The 17275-nt window shown below is 32.8% G+C and carries 18 protein-coding genes; 13 read left to right on the forward strand and 5 right to left on the reverse strand.

Going from position 1 to position 17275, the window contains the following annotated elements; all coding sequences use genetic code 11:
* Nucleotides 1-69: 69 nt before the first annotated feature.
* Nucleotides 70-399 carry a cupin domain-containing protein gene (locus LW133_RS05580; protein ID WP_233037665.1) on the reverse strand — a complete coding sequence of 110 codons (330 nt, stop codon included), beginning with the start codon at nt 397-399 and terminating at the stop codon, nt 70-72.
* Nucleotides 400-540: 141 nt separating this feature from the next.
* Between LW133_RS05580 and thiF the strand changes: the two genes are divergently transcribed.
* The 3 genes from thiF to LW133_RS05595 all read left to right on the forward strand — a co-directional run bounded on the left by thiF (nt 541) and on the right by LW133_RS05595 (nt 4152).
* Nucleotides 541-1347, forward strand: coding sequence for a thiamine biosynthesis protein ThiF (gene thiF, locus LW133_RS05585; protein ID WP_233077442.1), 807 nt, complete (start codon nt 541-543; stop codon nt 1345-1347).
* Nucleotides 1348-1566: 219 nt separating this feature from the next.
* On the forward strand, nt 1567-2775 hold the full coding sequence (locus tag LW133_RS05590) for an SLC5/6 family protein (RefSeq protein ID WP_233077462.1): 1209 nt from the start codon (nt 1567-1569) through the stop codon (nt 2773-2775).
* A gap of 9 nt (nt 2776-2784) precedes the next feature.
* Nucleotides 2785-4152, forward strand: coding sequence for an L-serine ammonia-lyase (locus LW133_RS05595; RefSeq protein ID WP_233077443.1), 1368 nt, complete (start codon nt 2785-2787; stop codon nt 4150-4152).
* A gap of 96 nt (nt 4153-4248) precedes the next feature.
* Here LW133_RS05595 and LW133_RS05600 read toward each other — a convergent pair whose 3' ends face one another.
* On the reverse strand, nt 4249-6873 hold the full coding sequence (locus LW133_RS05600; protein WP_233077444.1) for a valine--tRNA ligase: 2625 nt from the start codon (nt 6871-6873) through the stop codon (nt 4249-4251).
* Nucleotides 6874-6953: 80 nt separating this feature from the next.
* Here LW133_RS05600 and fliW point away from each other — a divergent pair, with 80 nt between their 5' ends.
* Nucleotides 6954-7343 (forward strand): flagellar assembly protein FliW, encoded by a 390-nt coding sequence (gene fliW, locus LW133_RS05605; RefSeq protein WP_233077445.1) that lies wholly within the window; start codon nt 6954-6956, stop codon nt 7341-7343.
* 26 nt (nt 7344-7369) lie between these two features.
* Here fliW and prfA read toward each other — a convergent pair whose 3' ends face one another.
* Together prfA and rpsT are read right to left on the reverse strand one after the other, a co-directional pair.
* A complete protein-coding gene (prfA, locus tag LW133_RS05610; protein ID WP_233077446.1) occupies nt 7370-8434 on the reverse strand; it encodes a peptide chain release factor 1 in 1065 nt (354 codons plus the stop codon).
* Between the two features lie 3 nt (nt 8435-8437).
* On the reverse strand, nt 8438-8710 hold the full coding sequence (gene rpsT, locus LW133_RS05615; RefSeq protein WP_233037658.1) for a 30S ribosomal protein S20: 273 nt from the start codon (nt 8708-8710) through the stop codon (nt 8438-8440).
* A gap of 90 nt (nt 8711-8800) precedes the next feature.
* Here rpsT and glmM point away from each other — a divergent pair, with 90 nt between their 5' ends.
* Together glmM and lspA are read left to right on the forward strand one after the other, a co-directional pair.
* A complete protein-coding gene (glmM, locus tag LW133_RS05620) occupies nt 8801-10138 on the forward strand; it encodes a phosphoglucosamine mutase (RefSeq protein WP_233077447.1) in 1338 nt (445 codons plus the stop codon).
* Nucleotides 10135-10614, forward strand: coding sequence for a signal peptidase II (gene lspA / locus LW133_RS05625; protein WP_408610462.1), 480 nt, complete (start codon nt 10135-10137; stop codon nt 10612-10614). The genes glmM and lspA overlap by 4 nt, the downstream gene beginning before the upstream one ends.
* On the opposite strand, the gene hemW is transcribed toward lspA, so the two are convergent.
* Nucleotides 10575-11609, reverse strand: coding sequence for a radical SAM family heme chaperone HemW (hemW, locus tag LW133_RS05630; RefSeq protein ID WP_233077448.1), 1035 nt, complete (start codon nt 11607-11609; stop codon nt 10575-10577). The genes lspA and hemW overlap by 40 nt on opposite strands.
* 91 nt (nt 11610-11700) lie before the next feature.
* Here hemW and LW133_RS05635 point away from each other — a divergent pair, with 91 nt between their 5' ends.
* The 7 genes from LW133_RS05635 to LW133_RS05665 all read left to right on the forward strand — a co-directional run bounded on the left by LW133_RS05635 (nt 11701) and on the right by LW133_RS05665 (nt 17058).
* Nucleotides 11701-12009, forward strand: coding sequence for a c-type cytochrome (locus LW133_RS05635; protein WP_233077449.1), 309 nt, complete (start codon nt 11701-11703; stop codon nt 12007-12009).
* 81 nt (nt 12010-12090) lie between these two features.
* Nucleotides 12091-12582 carry an RNA pyrophosphohydrolase gene (locus LW133_RS05640; RefSeq protein ID WP_233077450.1) on the forward strand — a complete coding sequence of 164 codons (492 nt, stop codon included), beginning with the start codon at nt 12091-12093 and terminating at the stop codon, nt 12580-12582.
* On the forward strand, nt 12582-13787 hold the full coding sequence (locus LW133_RS05645) for an aspartate kinase (protein ID WP_233077451.1): 1206 nt from the start codon (nt 12582-12584) through the stop codon (nt 13785-13787). The genes LW133_RS05640 and LW133_RS05645 overlap by 1 nt, the downstream gene beginning before the upstream one ends.
* Nucleotides 13787-14326: a HobA family DNA replication regulator gene (locus tag LW133_RS05650; RefSeq protein ID WP_233077452.1), complete on the forward strand. Its 540-nt coding sequence runs from the start codon at nt 13787-13789 to the stop codon at nt 14324-14326. The genes LW133_RS05645 and LW133_RS05650 overlap by 1 nt, the downstream gene beginning before the upstream one ends.
* Nucleotides 14323-14925, forward strand: a complete 603-nt coding sequence (locus LW133_RS05655) for a DNA polymerase III subunit delta' (protein ID WP_233077453.1) — start codon at nt 14323-14325, stop codon at nt 14923-14925. The genes LW133_RS05650 and LW133_RS05655 overlap by 4 nt, the downstream gene beginning before the upstream one ends.
* Nucleotides 14925-16061, forward strand: a complete 1137-nt coding sequence (gene folP / locus LW133_RS05660; RefSeq protein WP_233077464.1) for a dihydropteroate synthase — start codon at nt 14925-14927, stop codon at nt 16059-16061. Before LW133_RS05655 ends, folP begins: the two co-directional genes overlap by 1 nt.
* Nucleotides 16054-17058 (forward strand): hypothetical protein, encoded by a 1005-nt coding sequence (locus LW133_RS05665; protein ID WP_233077454.1) that lies wholly within the window; start codon nt 16054-16056, stop codon nt 17056-17058. Before folP ends, LW133_RS05665 begins: the two co-directional genes overlap by 8 nt.
* Nucleotides 17059-17275: the final 217 nt, after the last annotated feature.

Raw genomic sequence — 17275 nt, forward strand, 5'->3', positions numbered from 1 at the left:
CTATGATTTTAGAATATCGAGATTCCCTCTTTGACTTAAAAGTCAAGGGGATGCAAGAGGGGTAGGAAATTATTTTAAAATATTGTTTAAGCGCACAGCAGTGTCGTTTTTTGATAGACTAAGGCGCACGATACTATCTTCATATGCTCCTAAAGAATGCACGATCTTGGCGTCTAGAGTGACCATATCAAGAGCATTAAGCACAACTTCTTCTTGATCAATTTTAAACCAAATTTTTCCTTTTAATACTTGTACGCTAATATCAAATGGCGCAGAATGTTCTTTCATAACACAATCTTTTGGCATAGTGATTTGGATTTCTTTGGCACTTTGATTTTCATGTAGGATTTTTGTACCAAATTTTTCAAAGTTATCATGATTCCAGTGAATAATTTGCATATTTTTCCTTTGAATTTTTTGGGTAGTATAGCATTTAAAATTAGATAAAAAGTTATATTTTAAGTTGAAAAAAAATTAAAAATTGGGCTATTTTATTCTGGCTTTGATTTTTATTGTAATTTTTCATTTCAAGGAGAGAGTGTGAAAATAAAATTTAATGGACAGATTGTAGATACTTCATTTGAAAGCAGTTTGGAGTTTTTTATCCATCATAGTAAAGATGAAAATGATGTGTGGATTGTTAATGGTTTTGCAACGAAGATGAACGAAAAATTGAAAGAAAATGATGAGTTATTTTGTATTCCTAGAAATACTTTGCCACCAAAAGAAGCATTAGATTCTATGATGAGGGCGCGTCATACTCCCAGGCTTCATGAGAAATTAAAAAAGGGAAGTGTTGCGGTGTGTGGGCTTGGTGGATTGGGTTCTCATATTGCAATTATGCTTGCAAGAAGTGGGGTGGGGCGATTGCGTTTGATTGATTTTGATGTTGTTGAACCTAGTAATTTAAATCGTCAATCTTACATGGTGGAAGATTTGGGAAAATTTAAAACCGAGGCATTAAAAAGTCAAATTGAAAAAATTAATCCTTTTATTGAGGTGTGTATTCATACATTAAAAATTGATGAAGAAAATATTAAAGATTTGTTTGTTGGTGATGCCATAGTGTGTGAAGCATTTGATAGTGCTATTGCAAAGGCAATTTTGATAAAAAATCTTCATAAGTTTTTTAAGGATACAATTTTAATTTGTGGCTCTGGATTGGCAGGATACGGGGATTCTAATAGCATACAAACTAGAAAAATTGCAAATAATTTTTATATGTGTGGGGATTTGAAAAGTGAGGCAAAAGTAGGTAGAGGGTTGATGGCACCGCGTGTAAATATTTGTGCAGGACATCAAGCAAATTTGGTATTAGAGCTTTTGGCCGAGGCTTATGAAAAATAATAGAAATTGAAATTGTAAAAATAAAAATCATTTTTTTGGATAATCCTTACTTTTGAGGACAAAATTTTTTTATAAAGATACAAAATGTAACAATTTAATATTAAAAGTTCTAAAAAGTTACATCAATCCTGTCTTTTGCTAAAAAACTTGTTTATCATTGTGAATAGACTATAGAAAGATAAGGAGTAGATATTGAGCAAGTGGAATAAGACAGATATTATGTGGATTTTGAGTCTTTATGGCACAGCAATTGGTGCAGGCGTGCTATTTTTACCCATTAATGCGGGAATGGGGGGATTGATCCCATTGCTTGCAATGCTGGTTTTAGCATTTCCATTGACATATCTTACACATAGAGCTTTATGTAGATTTGTTTTGGAAGGGTCAGAAAAAAGTGATGATATTACAGTTGTGGGGGAAAAGTATTTTGGTAAATTTGGCGGAGGGGTTTTAACACTGCTTTATTTTTTTGCAATTTTTCCTATTTTATTAGTTTATAGTGTGGGAATCACAAATAATATTTCAAGTTTCATGATACATCAACTAGGAATGGGAGAACCAGATCGCTTGCTTCTTTCTTTTTGTGTTGTAGCAGTTTTGATGGCGGTAGTGAGTTTTGGGGAAGAAATTATTGTAAAAACAATGTCAGTAATTGTATTTCCGTTTATCGCGGTACTTGTGATTAGTGCATTGTGGTTGATTCCAAAATGGAATGGTGCATTGTTTGAAAATATTAGCTTTAGTGGTATAGATGGACAAAATCTTTGGGTGGTAATGTTGTTGATTTTACCAACAATGGTATTTGCCTTTAATCACTCTCCAATTATTTCTTCACTAGCCGTGCATTGTAAAGAGCAGTATGGAAAAGATGCGGATAAGAAGGCTTCAAGCATTATTGCAGGAAGTAATATTTTAATGTTAATTACAGTAATGTTTTTTGTTTTTTCTTGTGCAATGTGTTTGAGCCCAGAAGAGTTTCAAGAAGCAAAGGCAGAAAATCTTCCTATTTTGTCGTATTTAGCTAATCATTTTAATGATATGACAGTTTTTGCATTTTTAGCACCAATTGTGGCTTTTGTGGCAATGAGCAAGTCATTTTTTGGGCATTATTTAGGTGCAAGAGAGGGGCTTAATAGAATTTTATTCCATATAACAGGTGATAAAATTTCCTTGGGAATGGCCAATAAGATTACAGGTATTATTACTTTTATTGTTGCTTGGTTAGTGGCTTATAAAGATCCAAATGTTCTGGGAATTATTGAGAGTATTGGTGGTCCTATTTTGGCAATTATTCTTTATCTCATGCCTTTGTATGCAATTTATAAATTCCCTCAATTGCATAAATATAAAAATTTTGCACAAAATATATTTATTTTTATCTTTGGATTGATTACAATTTCAACGGTAATTTATAAAATGTTTTTTTAGGATTATAGAATGAATAGTATTTTAGATATTTATAAAGTAGGTGTTGGGCCATCGAGTTCTCATACAATGGGACCCATGAAAATCGCAAAGCATTTTGTCGATTTGTTGATTAATCAAAATCTTGTTGAAAAAACTACGCGTATTCTTGTGGATGTTTATGGCTCTTTGTCTCTTACAGGAAAGGGACATCAAACAGATTTGGCAATTTTTTTAGGGTTAGCAGGAAATGCGGCTGATACTGTAGATATTGATCTTATTCCTACTTTTTTAAAGAATCTAAAAGAGCAAAAATATTTAAGGGTTTATGGGGGGAAATATCAAATCCCTTTTGATGATGAAAAAGATATTATTTTTCATAAAGAATTTTTAAAGTTACATGAAAATGGTTTAAGAATCACTGCATTTAGCGGAGATGATGTGATATTGTGCAAGACTTATTATTCTGTAGGTGGAGGTAGGATTGTCGAAGAAGAGAAATTTGGACAAGAGAATCTTAGCAGTCATCAAGTGCCTTATCCTTTTTCTTCAGCTAAAGAGTTGTTGGACTATTGCAATGAAAATTCTTTGTCGATTTCTTCAATTGTGATAGAAAATGAGCTCGTATCTCACAGCATGGAAGAGATTAAAGCCTATTTTGATACGATTTATTTTACTATGAAAGCTTGTATGTTGCGTGGTTTTAATAAAGAGGGGCTTTTGCCTGGATGTTTAAAGGTAGCAAGAAGGGCACCTTTGTTATATCGTGAGTTGATTGCAAATAAAGCAAATCAAGAGGATCCAATGAGGGTTTTTGATTGGGTAAATCTTTTTGCTTTGGCTATTTCTGAGGAAAATGCATCTGGAGGGAGAATTGTTACTGCCCCTACAAATGGTGCATGTGGGATTGTTCCTGCGGTATTGTTTTATTATGATCATTTTGTTCAAAAACTTGATCAAGATATGTATATGCGTTATTTTGCTACAAGCGCTGCTATTGGTTTGCTTTATGAGACAAATGCCTCAATTAGTGGGGCAGAAGTAGGGTGTCAGGGTGAAGTAGGCGTAGCTTGTTCAATGGCGGCAGCAGGTCTTGCAGAGTTGCTTGGTGGAAATGCAAAACAAGTGTGCATGGCTGCAGAAATTGGTATGGAGCATAATTTGGGGCTTACTTGCGATCCAGTAGCAGGGTTGGTGCAAATTCCTTGTATTGAGAGAAATGCAATTGCGTCTATTAAGGCAATTAATGCGGCAAGAATGGCACTTTCTCGTAGGAGTGATGCAAAAGTAAGTCTTGATGATGTGATTGCTACAATGTATCAAACCGGTAGAGATATGCATGCAAAGTATAAGGAAACTTCGCAAGGTGGTTTGGCATTAACACTTAATCATTGTGGATAATTTGATAAAAAAGATCTTTTATCACTGCTAAGAATCTTGGTTTAAAATAAAAGATATCGGGCTAAGGCTAGTTAGCCAAAGTCCAATAGGATAATATTACAAAGAGAGTTTTTGTATTTCTTGATTTACTTTTTCTAACTTATCTTTCGCGTTTTTTAACCCTTCTTGATTTGTGGCTAAAACTGCCGCTGGCGCATTTTTGACGAAATTTTCATTACTTAACAGATTGCTTAATTTTTCAATTTCTTTTGTGAATTTATCTCTTTGTGAGTAGAGGCGTTTTTTGATAGCACTCAAATCAATATCTTTGAGATTTAGGAAGCTCTCACAATAGTTTCCAACATCTGCAATGGCATTTTCTAGTTTTTGTTTTAAAATCTCGACATTTTTTATTTTTGCACATTTGCCAACAAATTTTTGTAACATTTCCTTATCGACAGGTTTGTGTACTAAAAGCATTAAATGCTCGATGGTTTTTTCATTAAGATCTAGCAAAATTTTAATGCGTCTTGCAGAAGTGATACAATCTTTGATTACCATAAATTCTTCTTGTATTTTTTCATCAAGAGAAAAATCTTCGGGATAGGGGCTAATCATAATAGATTCTGTATCTTGTAGATTACTATGATTTAGACGATGCCAAAGTTTTTCAGTGATAAAAGGCATAAAAGGATGTAAAAGTTTTAGCGCATCTTTAAAAATACTTCCTAATTCAAAAACTGCATTTTTTTCAACTTTGGAAAGTTCAATTCCCCAATCACAAAATTCAAGCCATAAAAAGCTATAAATACTCATTGCTGCGTCATTGAAACGATAGGCATCTAATTCTTCTTGAACTTTTTTGTTTGTTGCATTAAATTGTGATTTGATATAGCGCCCTAAAGGTGTTCGGTAGTCTTGAAGATTTGGTCTATCTATAAAATTTTTAAAGTTTTCATCTTGTTGTTTTGCATAAAGTTCCAAAAATTTGATGGCATTTTCAAGCTTGATTAAAAATGCTTGTGTATCTTCAAATCTTTTAGTGGAAAGTTTAATATCCCTACCTTGTGCGCAAAGCATTGCAAGAGAAAAGCGTAAATTATCTGCACCATAGGTTTTGATCATATCTAAAGGATCAATGACATTACCTTTGCTTTTACTCATTTTTTGACCAAATTCATCGCGTACTAATGCATGAAGATAAACATCTTTAAAGGGGAGTTGATGAAGCAGATTTTCTCCGCTAAATACCATACGCGCTACCCAGAAAAATAAAATATCAAAGCCAGTGATAAGCAAGGAGTTGGGATAAAATTCTTGTAGATCGTTTGTTTGATATTTGGAGGATTCTGCATTATTGTTACCCCAGCCAAGAGTGCTAAATGCCCATAATCCGGAGCTAAACCAAGTATCTAATACATCAGGGTCTTGATAAATATTTGTGCTTTGGCAATGTTTGCAAGAATCTTCATGTGCATTTTTACTTGCAAATTGTTGATTGCAATCTTTGCAATACCAAACAGGGATTCTATGCCCCCACCAAAGTTGTCTGCTAATACACCAATCTTTGAGATCTCGCATCCACGCATTGTAGTTATTTTTCCATTCTTTGGGATAAAAATTCATAAGATTTTGCTGAATTTTTTTGATTGATTCTTGTGCAATTTGTTTTTTTACAAACCATTGTTTAGAAATGTAGGGTTCAACAACATTGCCACAGCGATAGCATTTACCAATTTGATTGGTGTAGTCTTCTATTTTTTCTATAAAATTTAAATCACTAAGTTTTCTTACAATTTTTTCTCGTGCTTCTAGGCGTTCTAATCCCTCAAACTCCCCAGCTTCTTTATTTAAAATACCCTTAGAATCAAAGGTTATGATAAAAGCAAGATTATGTCTTTTGCCTACTTCATAGTCATTAATATCATGCGCAGGGGTTACTTTTACACAACCTGTCCCAAAATCCATATCAACATGAGAATCCGCAATGATAGGAATTTCGCGATTGATGATCGGTAAAATAACATTTTTTCCAATCAAATGTTGATAGCGTTTATCTTCTGGATGTACCATTACAGCGGTATCGCCAAAAAATGTTTCAGGTCTTGTGGTGGCTACAATGATGCAATCCTTAGAATCTTTGATGGGATATTTGAGATGATAGAGTTTAGAATGGTTTTCTTCATATTCTACCTCAATATCAGAGAGTGCGCCATCATGGGTGCACCAATTTACCATATAATCACCCTGTGTAATAAGACCTTTTTCATACCAAGTTACAAAAGCTTCTCTTACCGCATTTGCTAAGCCTTCATCCATGGTAAAACGCGCTCTAGACCAAGCAGGAGTGATGCCTAAATGGTGCATTTGTTCCAAGATTTTCCCTCCACTTTCTTCTTTCCACTGCCATACTTTTTGGATAAATTTTTCTCTCCCAAGGTTTTCTTTAGTGATATTTTGTGCAAGAAGTTGTTTTTCTACGATATTTTGTGTCGCAATTCCTGCATGATCTAATCCAGGTTGATAGAGAGTTTTATACCCTTGCATTCTCTTGTAGCGCACCATAATATCTTGCAAGCTAAAGGTGAGTGCATGACCAATATGAAGCACACCTGTTACATTTGGTGGAGGCATCATAATACTAAAAACCTTATCTTTTTTTTGAATCTTGAGATTACCTTGTGTTTCAAAATAGCCTCTTTTTAGACAAGTTTGATAGATTTCTTGATCAGAAATACTCATGGGATATCCTTAAATTTTATTAATGTGGCATAAGTTTTGCTTATAGTTGATTATATCAAAATAATGCTTAAGGAGTTTAAATGCGTTATGATCTAAAATCTCCTATTTTGGGATTTGAACACATTACAGAAGTGGAATTTGAAAAAATTGATGATCTTTTTGCAAAAATTTCTAATAAAAAAGAACAATTTGAGATTTTTTTGGTTAATCCGTATATGTTGCGAGAATATTCTTTTGAGATACCAAATTATATTTCTTTGCTTTTAGAGTTAAATGCACAATCTGGTGTTGAGGTGTATTGCGCAATGGTTTTACAGAAAAATAGAGAAGATTCTATGGTGAATTTTTTGGCACCTATAGTGTTTAATACACAAAATGCAAAAGCAGGGCAGGTGGTGCTTTCAATGTTGGATTATCCAGATTTTAATTTGAGCGCACCACTATCACTTTTTGTTAGTAAAAGTGCTTAACAGATTCTAGTGTTGGGATTAAAGAATTATTCAGATCCCATTGCTTGGCTTTGTGCATTTGCAATAAGTGGATCAATAATAGCATCAAGATTGCCAGAGAGCATAATTTCTTCTAGGCTATAGAGAGTAAGATTAATGCGATGATCTGTTAAGCGGTTTTGAGGGAAGTTATAAGTACGAATCCTTTCGCTTCTATCTCCACTACCAACTTGATTTTTTCTTGCTTCTGCATTTTGATTTTGTTGAGCTTCTAATTGGGCTTCATAGATTCTTGATCGTAAGATTTTCATCGCTTTATCTTTATTTTTGTGTTGAGATTTTTCATCTTGAATAGACACGGTAATTCCTGTAGGAATATGTGTGATTCTTACTGCCGAATCTGTTGTATTTACGCACTGTCCACCGTGACCTCCTGCACGAAAAACCTCAATACGCAAGTCACTGGGATTGATTATCACTTCAACATCATCTACTTCAGGCATTAGCGCAACTGTAATGGCTGAAGTGTGGATTCTACCTTGGGATTCTGTGGCAGGGACTCTTTGCACACGATGCGTGCCCCCTTCAAATTTTAGTTTAGAATATGCGCCATCACCTTTAATTAGTGCAATGATTTCTTTATATCCACCGACATTGTTTTCACTAGAACTTATAATCTCAACCTTCCAGTTTTTTAGATCAGCATAGCGACAATATGCTTTAAACAAATCACCGACAAAAATTCCTGCCTCATCTCCACCTGTGCCTGCACGCAGTTCTAGATAAATATTTTTTTTATCATTAGGATCTTTTGGAATAAGTAAAAATTTGATTGTTTCTTCTAATTCTTCTTTTTTGTCCTCTAGGATTTTTAGTTCTTCTTTTGCAAGATCACCTAATTCTTTATCAAGAAGCATCATTTCCTTGAGTTCAGTAATGGTATCTAGTGCTTTGATATATTCTTTAGCATTTTGTGTGATTTCTTCAATTTCGCTTTGTTCTTTGCTAAGTGCGGTGAGTTGCTTGATGTCAGATATGATTTGAGAATCTGCTAGAAGCGCAGAAATTTCATCATATCTTTTTATAATAGGCAAGAGCTTTGTAACAAGCATAAATTAAGCAGGGATAGCGATCTTTTTTACAGCAGCGTTAAGACGACTCACTCTTCTTGAGGCAGTGTTTTTCTTAATAATCCCCTTGCTAACAAATTTATGAAGCTCTTTGTTTGCGATTTTTAAAGCTTCTTGTGCTTTTGGTACATCATTTGCAGCTACACTCTCTCTTACTGCTTTGATGATATTTTTAATTCTTGTTCTATAATAGCGGTTACGCTCTGTTCTTTTGAGAGTCTGGCGTACTCTTTTTTCTGCTGATTTATGATTAGCCATAGCATTTCATCCTTTTTTCTATTTTAAGGTAAAATTATGCCAAAATTTTATTTAAAATGAGTTTAAAAACTACTTTTTAGGGAGAAAGTAATGAGAATCTTTGGAACTGATGGTGTTAGAGGTAAAGCAGGGAGTGATATTACCCCATTTTTGGTATTAAAGCTTGGAATTAGTGCAGGATTGTATTTTAGGAAGCAGGGAGTAACAAATAGAATTTTGGTAGGTAAGGATACAAGACGCAGTGGTTATATGATAGAAAATGCATTAGTTTCAGGGCTTACTTCGGTAGGATATGATGTAATACAAGTAGGACCTATGCCAACGCCAGCGGTTGCATTTTTGACTGAAGATATGCGTTGCGATGGTGGGATCATGATTAGTGCCAGTCATAATCCTTATGAAGATAATGGAATTAAATTTTTTGATCGTTTGGGTTTTAAACTAGATGAGAAAGCAGAAAGAGAGATTGAAGAAATTTTTAATCATGAAGAGTTTTTATTAAATAGTTTTAAAACTCATACAGGCATTGGTAGTTCTAAGCGCATTGATGATGTGATAGGGCGTTATATTGTACAAATTAAAAATTCATTTCCCAAAAATTATACCATGCAAGGAATCCGTGTGGTTTTAGACACGGCAAATGGTGCGGCTTATAAAGTTGCCCCAACGATATTTTCGGAATTGGGTGCAGATGTTGTAGTGATTAATAATCAACCAAATGGCTACAATATTAATGAACAATGTGGGGCAATTAGTCCGCATGCTTTGAGTGAGGCAGTAAAAAAATATCGCGCAGATGTTGGCTTTGGGTTTGATGGTGATGCAGATAGATTGGTAGTTGTAGATGATGAAGGTAATATTGTACATGGCGATAAGCTAATTGGGGCATTAGCACGTTATCAGCATCAAAATTCTGTATTAAAAAATCAAAAAATTGTTGCTACCGTGATGAGTAATTTTGCGTTAGAAGAGTTTTTGCAAACTTTTGGAGTAAGGCTTTTGCGTTGTGATGTGGGGGATAAATATGTTAGTGATTTGATGAAAAAAGAAGACTTAAATTTTGGTGGTGAACAAAGTGGCCATATTATTTTTAGTGATTATGCAAAAACAGGCGATGGCTTAGTAAGTGCGTTGCAGGTGATTGCACTTTTAAAACAAAGCAAGGAAAAAAGTTCCAAAGCACTCAATATTTTTGAACTTTATCCACAAAAACTAATAAATTTAAATATTACACAAAAAAAACCATTGGAAGAAATTGTTGGCTATCAAGAATGGTTAAAAAAAATAGAATCTAAAAAAATGCGTCATTTAGTGCGTTATTCAGGCACAGAAAATAAATTGCGTATTTTGTTGGAAGGCAAGGATAAAAATATTTTAGAAAGCACTATGGAAGAATTTAGTCAATTTTTGGCAAAGGCTTTGCAGTGAGAATTTTTTTTGGCATTTTTGTTGGTATTTTTTTTCTTGATCAAATGATTAAGATTCTTATAACACAGACTTGTGATTTTACTGAAGGGTGCAAGATCTTAGATCTAAAAGCAATTTCTTTAATGCTTGTTTTTAATAAAGGTGTAGCATTTTCATTTTTTAGTTTTTTGGGCGATGGATTAAAGTATGTGCAAATATTTATGCTTATAGTGGTTATTTTTCTTCTATATAAGCAAAAAGATTTTTTTCTACAAAATCAGCTAGCATTTGGCTTAATTTTTGCAGGAGGGTGTTCTAATATTTTAGATCGTTTTACTTATAGTGGGGTGGTGGATTATGTGTATTGGCACTATCTTTTTGAGTTCGCAATTTTTAATTTTGCAGATGTAATGATTGATGTGGGTGTTGTATTTTTGTTGTGGGCATTTTATAGAGATTATAAAAGCCAAAGAGCAATTTCATCAGCCAAAAAATAATCTAATGCAAAAAATCTATCATTTCTTATATAGCCTTTGTGATTTTGTGTGAGGATAGCGAGTTTTTTAGGATTTAGTAGTTTTATATCTACACCAATTTTACTACGCAATCCTAAAAAAATTTTTTCAAGCAAAATGTCTTTTTTTTCTAGATTTTCAATTTTTCTAAAAGTGGGATTTTTGATATAGCTTTCTAGATGATTATGGGTATAGAATCTTTGATAATTTTTTTTTCCTACTCCCCCGCATCCACATCCTATGTAGTCTTGGTAGTCCCAATATGCGAGATTATGTTTTACTTCATAACCGCGAGAATAATTAGAGACTTCATATTGTAAAAAATTATATAGTGAAAGTTTTTCTCTCAAAAATTCAGAAAAGCTTTGTGAAATTTCTTTAATTCCTTGTTTTTGAAGTTTAGATTCTTTTTCGATAGTAAGACTATAGGCAGAGAGGTGATTAATGGGGAGTTTGGCTGCAAGAGTGATTTCTTCTATCAGGCGTTTTTTACTATCCAGCAAAGTGTCATAAATAAGGTCAATACTAAGATTTTCAAATCCTGCATTACAGGCAACTTCTAAGGCATAATAAATATCTTTTTTGCTATGCTCTCTTTGTAAAAAATTTAGTTTATCTTCAAAAAAACTTTGCACGCCAAAGCTAAGGCGTGTTGCACCGAGGTTTTTTAGTGTATTGCACCAAGAAGAGGTTATAAGATTTGGATTAGATTCAAGGGTGATTTCACAATCTTTATGAATTGAAAAATGTTCAAAAATACAAGTAAATATTTTTTCATAATGCAATTCTTGAAGTGTGTTTGGTGTTCCTCCACCAAAATAAATTGAAGAAATTAAAGAGTGGTTATCTTGTGTTTTTAGATCTGCAAGAAGTGCGGATACATAGGCATCTTGTAGATAATCTTTATTTTCAAAAGAATTAAAAGTGCAATATCCACAACGACTTGTACAAAAGGGAATATGAATATAGAGAATCAAGTTTTTCCTTGAGTATTTACTAAAAAATTTGGATTGTTTTATTTTTTGTAGCATAATTCTAACTCAATATTAAAAAATAAGGAAGAGTGTCATGAAAAAAATTTTAGGTATTTTCGCATTTGGCTTAGTGGCTTTGTATGCAAATCCTGCAACAATTATTAAAACAAAATGTGCAAGTTGTCATGGTCAAAGTATGGAAAAGGTTGCGTTAGGAAAAAGTGCTGTAGTAAATACTTTGAGTGCAAATGAGATTGAAGAATCATTAAAAGGTTATAAAGCAAAAACATTAAATAAACATGGTCTTGGTGGAACAATGTGGGGTCAAGCAGGTGCATTATCAGATGGAGATATTGCTGAGCTTGCTAAATATATTTCAACAGATCTTAAGGGTAAAAAATAATTTTTTCTTGCTGGCATTTGCCAGCCTTCATGCTTCTTAACATTTTAAAATAAATTTTATATTAAACTTATTTTTATTATAATGACCACAAAAAATAGGTGGAAAATATTGCAAAAAAAATATCGTCCTAATGTGGCTGCTATTATTGTATCATCGCGTTATCCAAATGCATGTGAGTTTTTTGTTGCACAGCGCGCTGATATCAAGGGAGTTTGGCAGTTTCCTCAAGGTGGTATTGATGCAAATGAAACTCCCAAAGAAGCATTGCTTAGGGAATTAAAAGAAGAGATTGGCACGGATTTTGTAGAGATTATTGCAGAATGTCCAAAATGGATTTCTTATGATTTTCCTAATATTGCAACAAAAAAAATGTATCAATATGATGGGCAGATTCAAAAATATTTTTTAGTGCGTATTAAAAAAGAATCAGATATTAATTTAGATACTGCACATCCGGAATTTATTTCGTATCAATTTGTGAAATATGATGCATTATTAGAATTAGTAAATCATTTTAAAAAAAATGTCTATAAAGAAGTGTTAGATTATTTTAAGAAAGAAGGTTATTTGTAATGCTGGTGGTTCAAAAATATGGTGGGACAAGTATGGGGGATTGTGAGAGAATCCAAAATGTAGCAAATCGTATTGCAATGAGAAAAAAAGAAAATCATAATCTCGTAGTTGTGGTTTCTGCAATGAGTGGGGTTACAGATGTTTTGGTGGGATATACTAAATATTTTACACAACTGCCAAATCCACGAGAAGTAGATATGGTGCTTTCATCTGGAGAGAGAATTACGAGTGCATTACTTGCTATTGCGTTGGAAAATATGGGATTTAAGGCAATTTCTCTAAGTGGAAGAAAAGCAGGGATTTTGACAGATTCTATCCATACAAAAGCAAGGATTGAGGATATTGATACAACTTATCTTAAATCTTTGTTAGAACAGGACTATATTGTAGTGGTAGCAGGTTTTCAGGGAGTGGATAAAAATGGCGAAGTTACAACTTTGGGAAGAGGGGGGAGCGATCTTTCTGCAGTAGCAATTGCAGGAGCATTGCAAGCGGATTTGTGCGAGATTTATACAGATGTAGATGGGGTTTATACCACTGATCCTAGAATCGAAAAAAATGCAAAAAAGATTCATAAAATTAGTTATGATGAGATGTTGGAGCTTGCGTCTATGGGGGCAAAAGTTTTGTTAAATCGATCTGTAGAATTAGCAAAAAAATGGAATATTCCTTTAGTAACAAGAAGCTCTTTTACTTATGATGAGGGGACAATGATTACACACGAGGAGAATATAATGGAACAAGCAGTAGTAAGTGGTGTGGCGCTAGATAAAAATCAAGTGCGTGTAAGTATGGTAGGGGTGAGTGATCGCCCAGGAATTGCAGCAGAGATTTTTACAGCATTGGCAAATGCAAATATTAATATCGATATGATTGTGCAAACTATTGGCAGAGATGGAAAAACAGATTTAGATTTTACACTACCACAAAGTGAAATTGAAGAAGCAAAAATTACTTTGAAAGATTTTGAAAAAGATGTAGAGAATATCGAGGTAGATTGTAATATTGCAAAAGTTTCCATTGTGGGTGTGGGGATGAAGTCACACTCTGGCGTGGCAAGTCGTGCATTTAGTGCTCTCGCAAAAGAAAATATTAATATTATGATGATTGGTACGAGTGAGATTAAGGTTTCTATGGTGATTGATAATAAATATGCAGAATTAGCTGTACGCTCTTTACATAGTGCTTATAATTTGGATAAATAATGGAACTATCAGATTGGGTTTTAAAGACAATTCGTGAGGAAAATAACAAAATTGCACTCAATAGTGATTGGCTAGAGATTGATCGCTTTGTCTTTACGACTTTATTATCACATACAATTACTTATGTAATTAATGGCGGGACTTTGCTTTTTTGTTCTGATGAGCATTTTGAGTGGTTTGGAAGATATGTAACACAATCTATTAATCGTTTTGGTGCTTCTCGACCTCTTGTTCCAATTTATTTACTGGAGGATTTTTTACCAAAAATAAAAAATCGTGATAATGATTTAGTGCATAATGTTTTGTCTTTAAGTTTTAATGATTATGCATTTTGGTATGTTGGTAAAATGCAATCTGATTTAAGTAAACTTGCGTTTAGTAGAGATAATGGATTTTTGTGGGTGCTTGATGATTCTATGCAAAAGGCATTAAATTTAGATTCTAAAGACAGGATGATTGAATACAAACTTATTCAGCTTTATAAGATTTTTGAACAAGCATTGTTTGGTGCAATGTTTGGAGATATTACTATTACATGAATAAAATTATTTTAACGCATGATATTTTTGAAGAAGCTCAAGGACTAAAAGAAGAACTTGATTCTGAATTTAGTAGGTTTTATATCAAAGAAGAATTTAAAATTGATGATGCAAATGAGGTGATTGCCGAGGCTTATTTGAGTTCTTATAGAGAAAAAACGCTAGTTTTAGCGGCAAATTTATATAATCTTTTTGCGCAAAATGCTTTATTAAAAATTCTTGAAGAATCACCAAAAAACATTACTTTTATTTTAATTGGAAAAAATAAAAATAGTTTTTTACCCACTGTGCGTTCACGCTTAATTTTAGAAGATAAGAGAGAAAAAGAGGAAAAAATACCTTTTTCAATTAATCTTTTAGAATTGGATTTACAAAAAATTTATACATTTTTAAATCAAGATCATGAAAGTGGTTTTGAGTATGCTAAACAACAAATCCAGGCTTTGCTTGATGGTGTTTTTGCAAGTGGGATTAAGCTTACACAAGAAGATTTAAAAAGTTTTGATGAGGCGATTTTAGCAAGTTTAAACTATCAAAGATTTCAATATGTGATACTCCCATTATTATTGATGATTTTGGAGAGAAAAAATAAAAAATGATGGAAGTAAAATTTTTAAATCAAGATTTTATTGTCAAAGAAATAATACAAATTGGTAGCGATATAGCAGGAACAAAAATTATGGAGAAAAAAGCAAAGATTATTGCTTTTAAAATTACAAATCTTCCTACTCCTGCGGTGATGGTTTTAAAGCAAGAGGCATTGAGTGTTGGGGGGGATTTTGCTACACCAAAAGAATGTATACTTGTAGAAAAATCCCATTATGATGGAATTTTATTTGGTACGATCGGACAATTGCAACGTGTGATTGCTAAGCTTTCTGTTCAACCTTTTGGGCTTAAAGAACTTGGAGGTATTTTAAAAAAACATATCAATTGCAGGGAATTTTCACAAAAAATTATGGCGGTTGTTAATGTTACGCCAGATAGTTTTTTTAAATCTTCAAGAAATAGTGTGCAGAGTGCGATTGCACAAATTGAAACATTGATTGCCCAAAAACAAGCAGAGATTATTGATATTGGGGGGGCGAGTTCAAGACCGGGAAGTGCACTTATAGATCCACAAGAAGAGTTGGAGCGATTGCAAGAAATTTTCAAGCATGTTGCAAAGAATCAACTTTTTAAACATGCACAATTTTCTATTGATTCTTACAATACTTTGGTAGCACAAAATGCTTTAGATAGTGGATTTTCCATCTTAAATGATGTGAGTGGATTGAGAGATATAAAAATGATTCAGCTTGCAGCAGAATATCAGGCACAGGTGGTTTTGATGCATACTCAAGGTACTCCACAAGAAATGCAAAAACTCACAAATTATAAAAATTTATTTTTAGAAATAGATGAATTTTTTGTCCAAAAAATTGCAACATTACAAGCATATGGGGTTTGCGATATAATTTTAGATATTGGTTTTGGTTTTGCAAAAAATATGGAGCAAAATATGGAGCTTATTAAAAATCTTGCACATTTTCAAAAGTTTGGTTACCCACTTTTAGTGGGAGCTAGTCGTAAAACTACTATTCAAAAAATTTTAAATAAAGAAGCAGAAGACACCCTTAGTGGAACTTTGGCATTACATTTTTTGGCATTGCAAAATGGTGCAAATATTTTGCGTGTACATGATGTGGTTGAGCATAGAGATATTATTAAAATTTTTAAGGCATATTATGCATAAACCTTCTGTAAGTTCAATGCAGACTTTTTTGATTGCAAATGGTTATAATGCTAGCGAAGTAGAAAAAATGTCAGATGAGGAATTGCTAAATAATTATAGCAAGCAGGTAATGCAAGAAATTCAAGATTTTCAAAAAGGTGCATTAGAGGATTCTAATATTGGTATTTTTGTGCAAATACAACACAATAAAGAAATACAGCAAAAATTGCAAGAAATCAAAGAAAGAATTAAAAAAGTCCACCAAGATCTCAGAAAAATTTATCAAATTGTTGATGATTTTATTGAAGATTTTAGTATTGATGAATTGCGATATTTTCTTTTTAATGGTGTGCAAAAAATTCCTTCAAATCTCATTGAAAAGGCTTTACAAGTTAAGTTTTTTCAATACAAAATTGTATGGCTTGATCAGATTGAAAAAAACTTTAGTCAACTGCCAGAAGAGGAGCGGAGGACGCTTATGGAGCAATATTATTCTATCCATGATAGTAAAAAACTCTATAAAATTTATCAAAATAGCTATGATCAAAAAGAAGTAACAAAAATGGCAGAGGTGGCAAAAAACAAATTGTTATTGCTAAAAAATTTTGCTCCTGAGGATTTGGAAAAAAATTATGAGCGTTTTTATAATGAAAGTGAAGAAAAAATAGAAATGATCAAAGAAATTATGAGACTTACAGGTTCTTATTCTCGTAATGTTTTGCGTAGTATGAATATGGAGCAACTAAGCAATCTTATTGCATCAATACGTCAACAAATCCAAAAAACCAATGAAGAAAAACAAATTGTGATGAAGTATGTAAGAATACTTGAAAATAGTATGCGTTCTGTAGATGATTATGATTTTCAAGAGGTATGTATTGATGCGATCAATCATCTTAGTAATGAGCAATTGCAAAAAGTTATTAGTACACTAAGTTCACAAAATAAATTTTTTGCTGGTAAATTTGAAAGTGTCGCAAGACAATTGCGAAGCAAGGTTAAGGCTAAAATTTTTTAATTGACTACAAAGCTGGGAAAGAAAAAATCGATTTTTTACCTATTGGAATATGCAAAACAATAAAATTAAAGTTTTTTATTCCTAAGAATCCATAGAACTTACTTTTATTTAAAATAAAAATAAATATTTATAAGAATAAATTTATTCTTATCTAAGGAATCTTTTTTCACCATTAAATATAGATTCTAATAAATCCTAAAACTTAAAAATAAAATAG

Origin of the sequence: Helicobacter anatolicus (assembly GCF_021300615.1) — a bacterium.
Taxonomy (GTDB): domain Bacteria; phylum Campylobacterota; class Campylobacteria; order Campylobacterales; family Helicobacteraceae; genus Helicobacter_H; species Helicobacter_H anatolicus.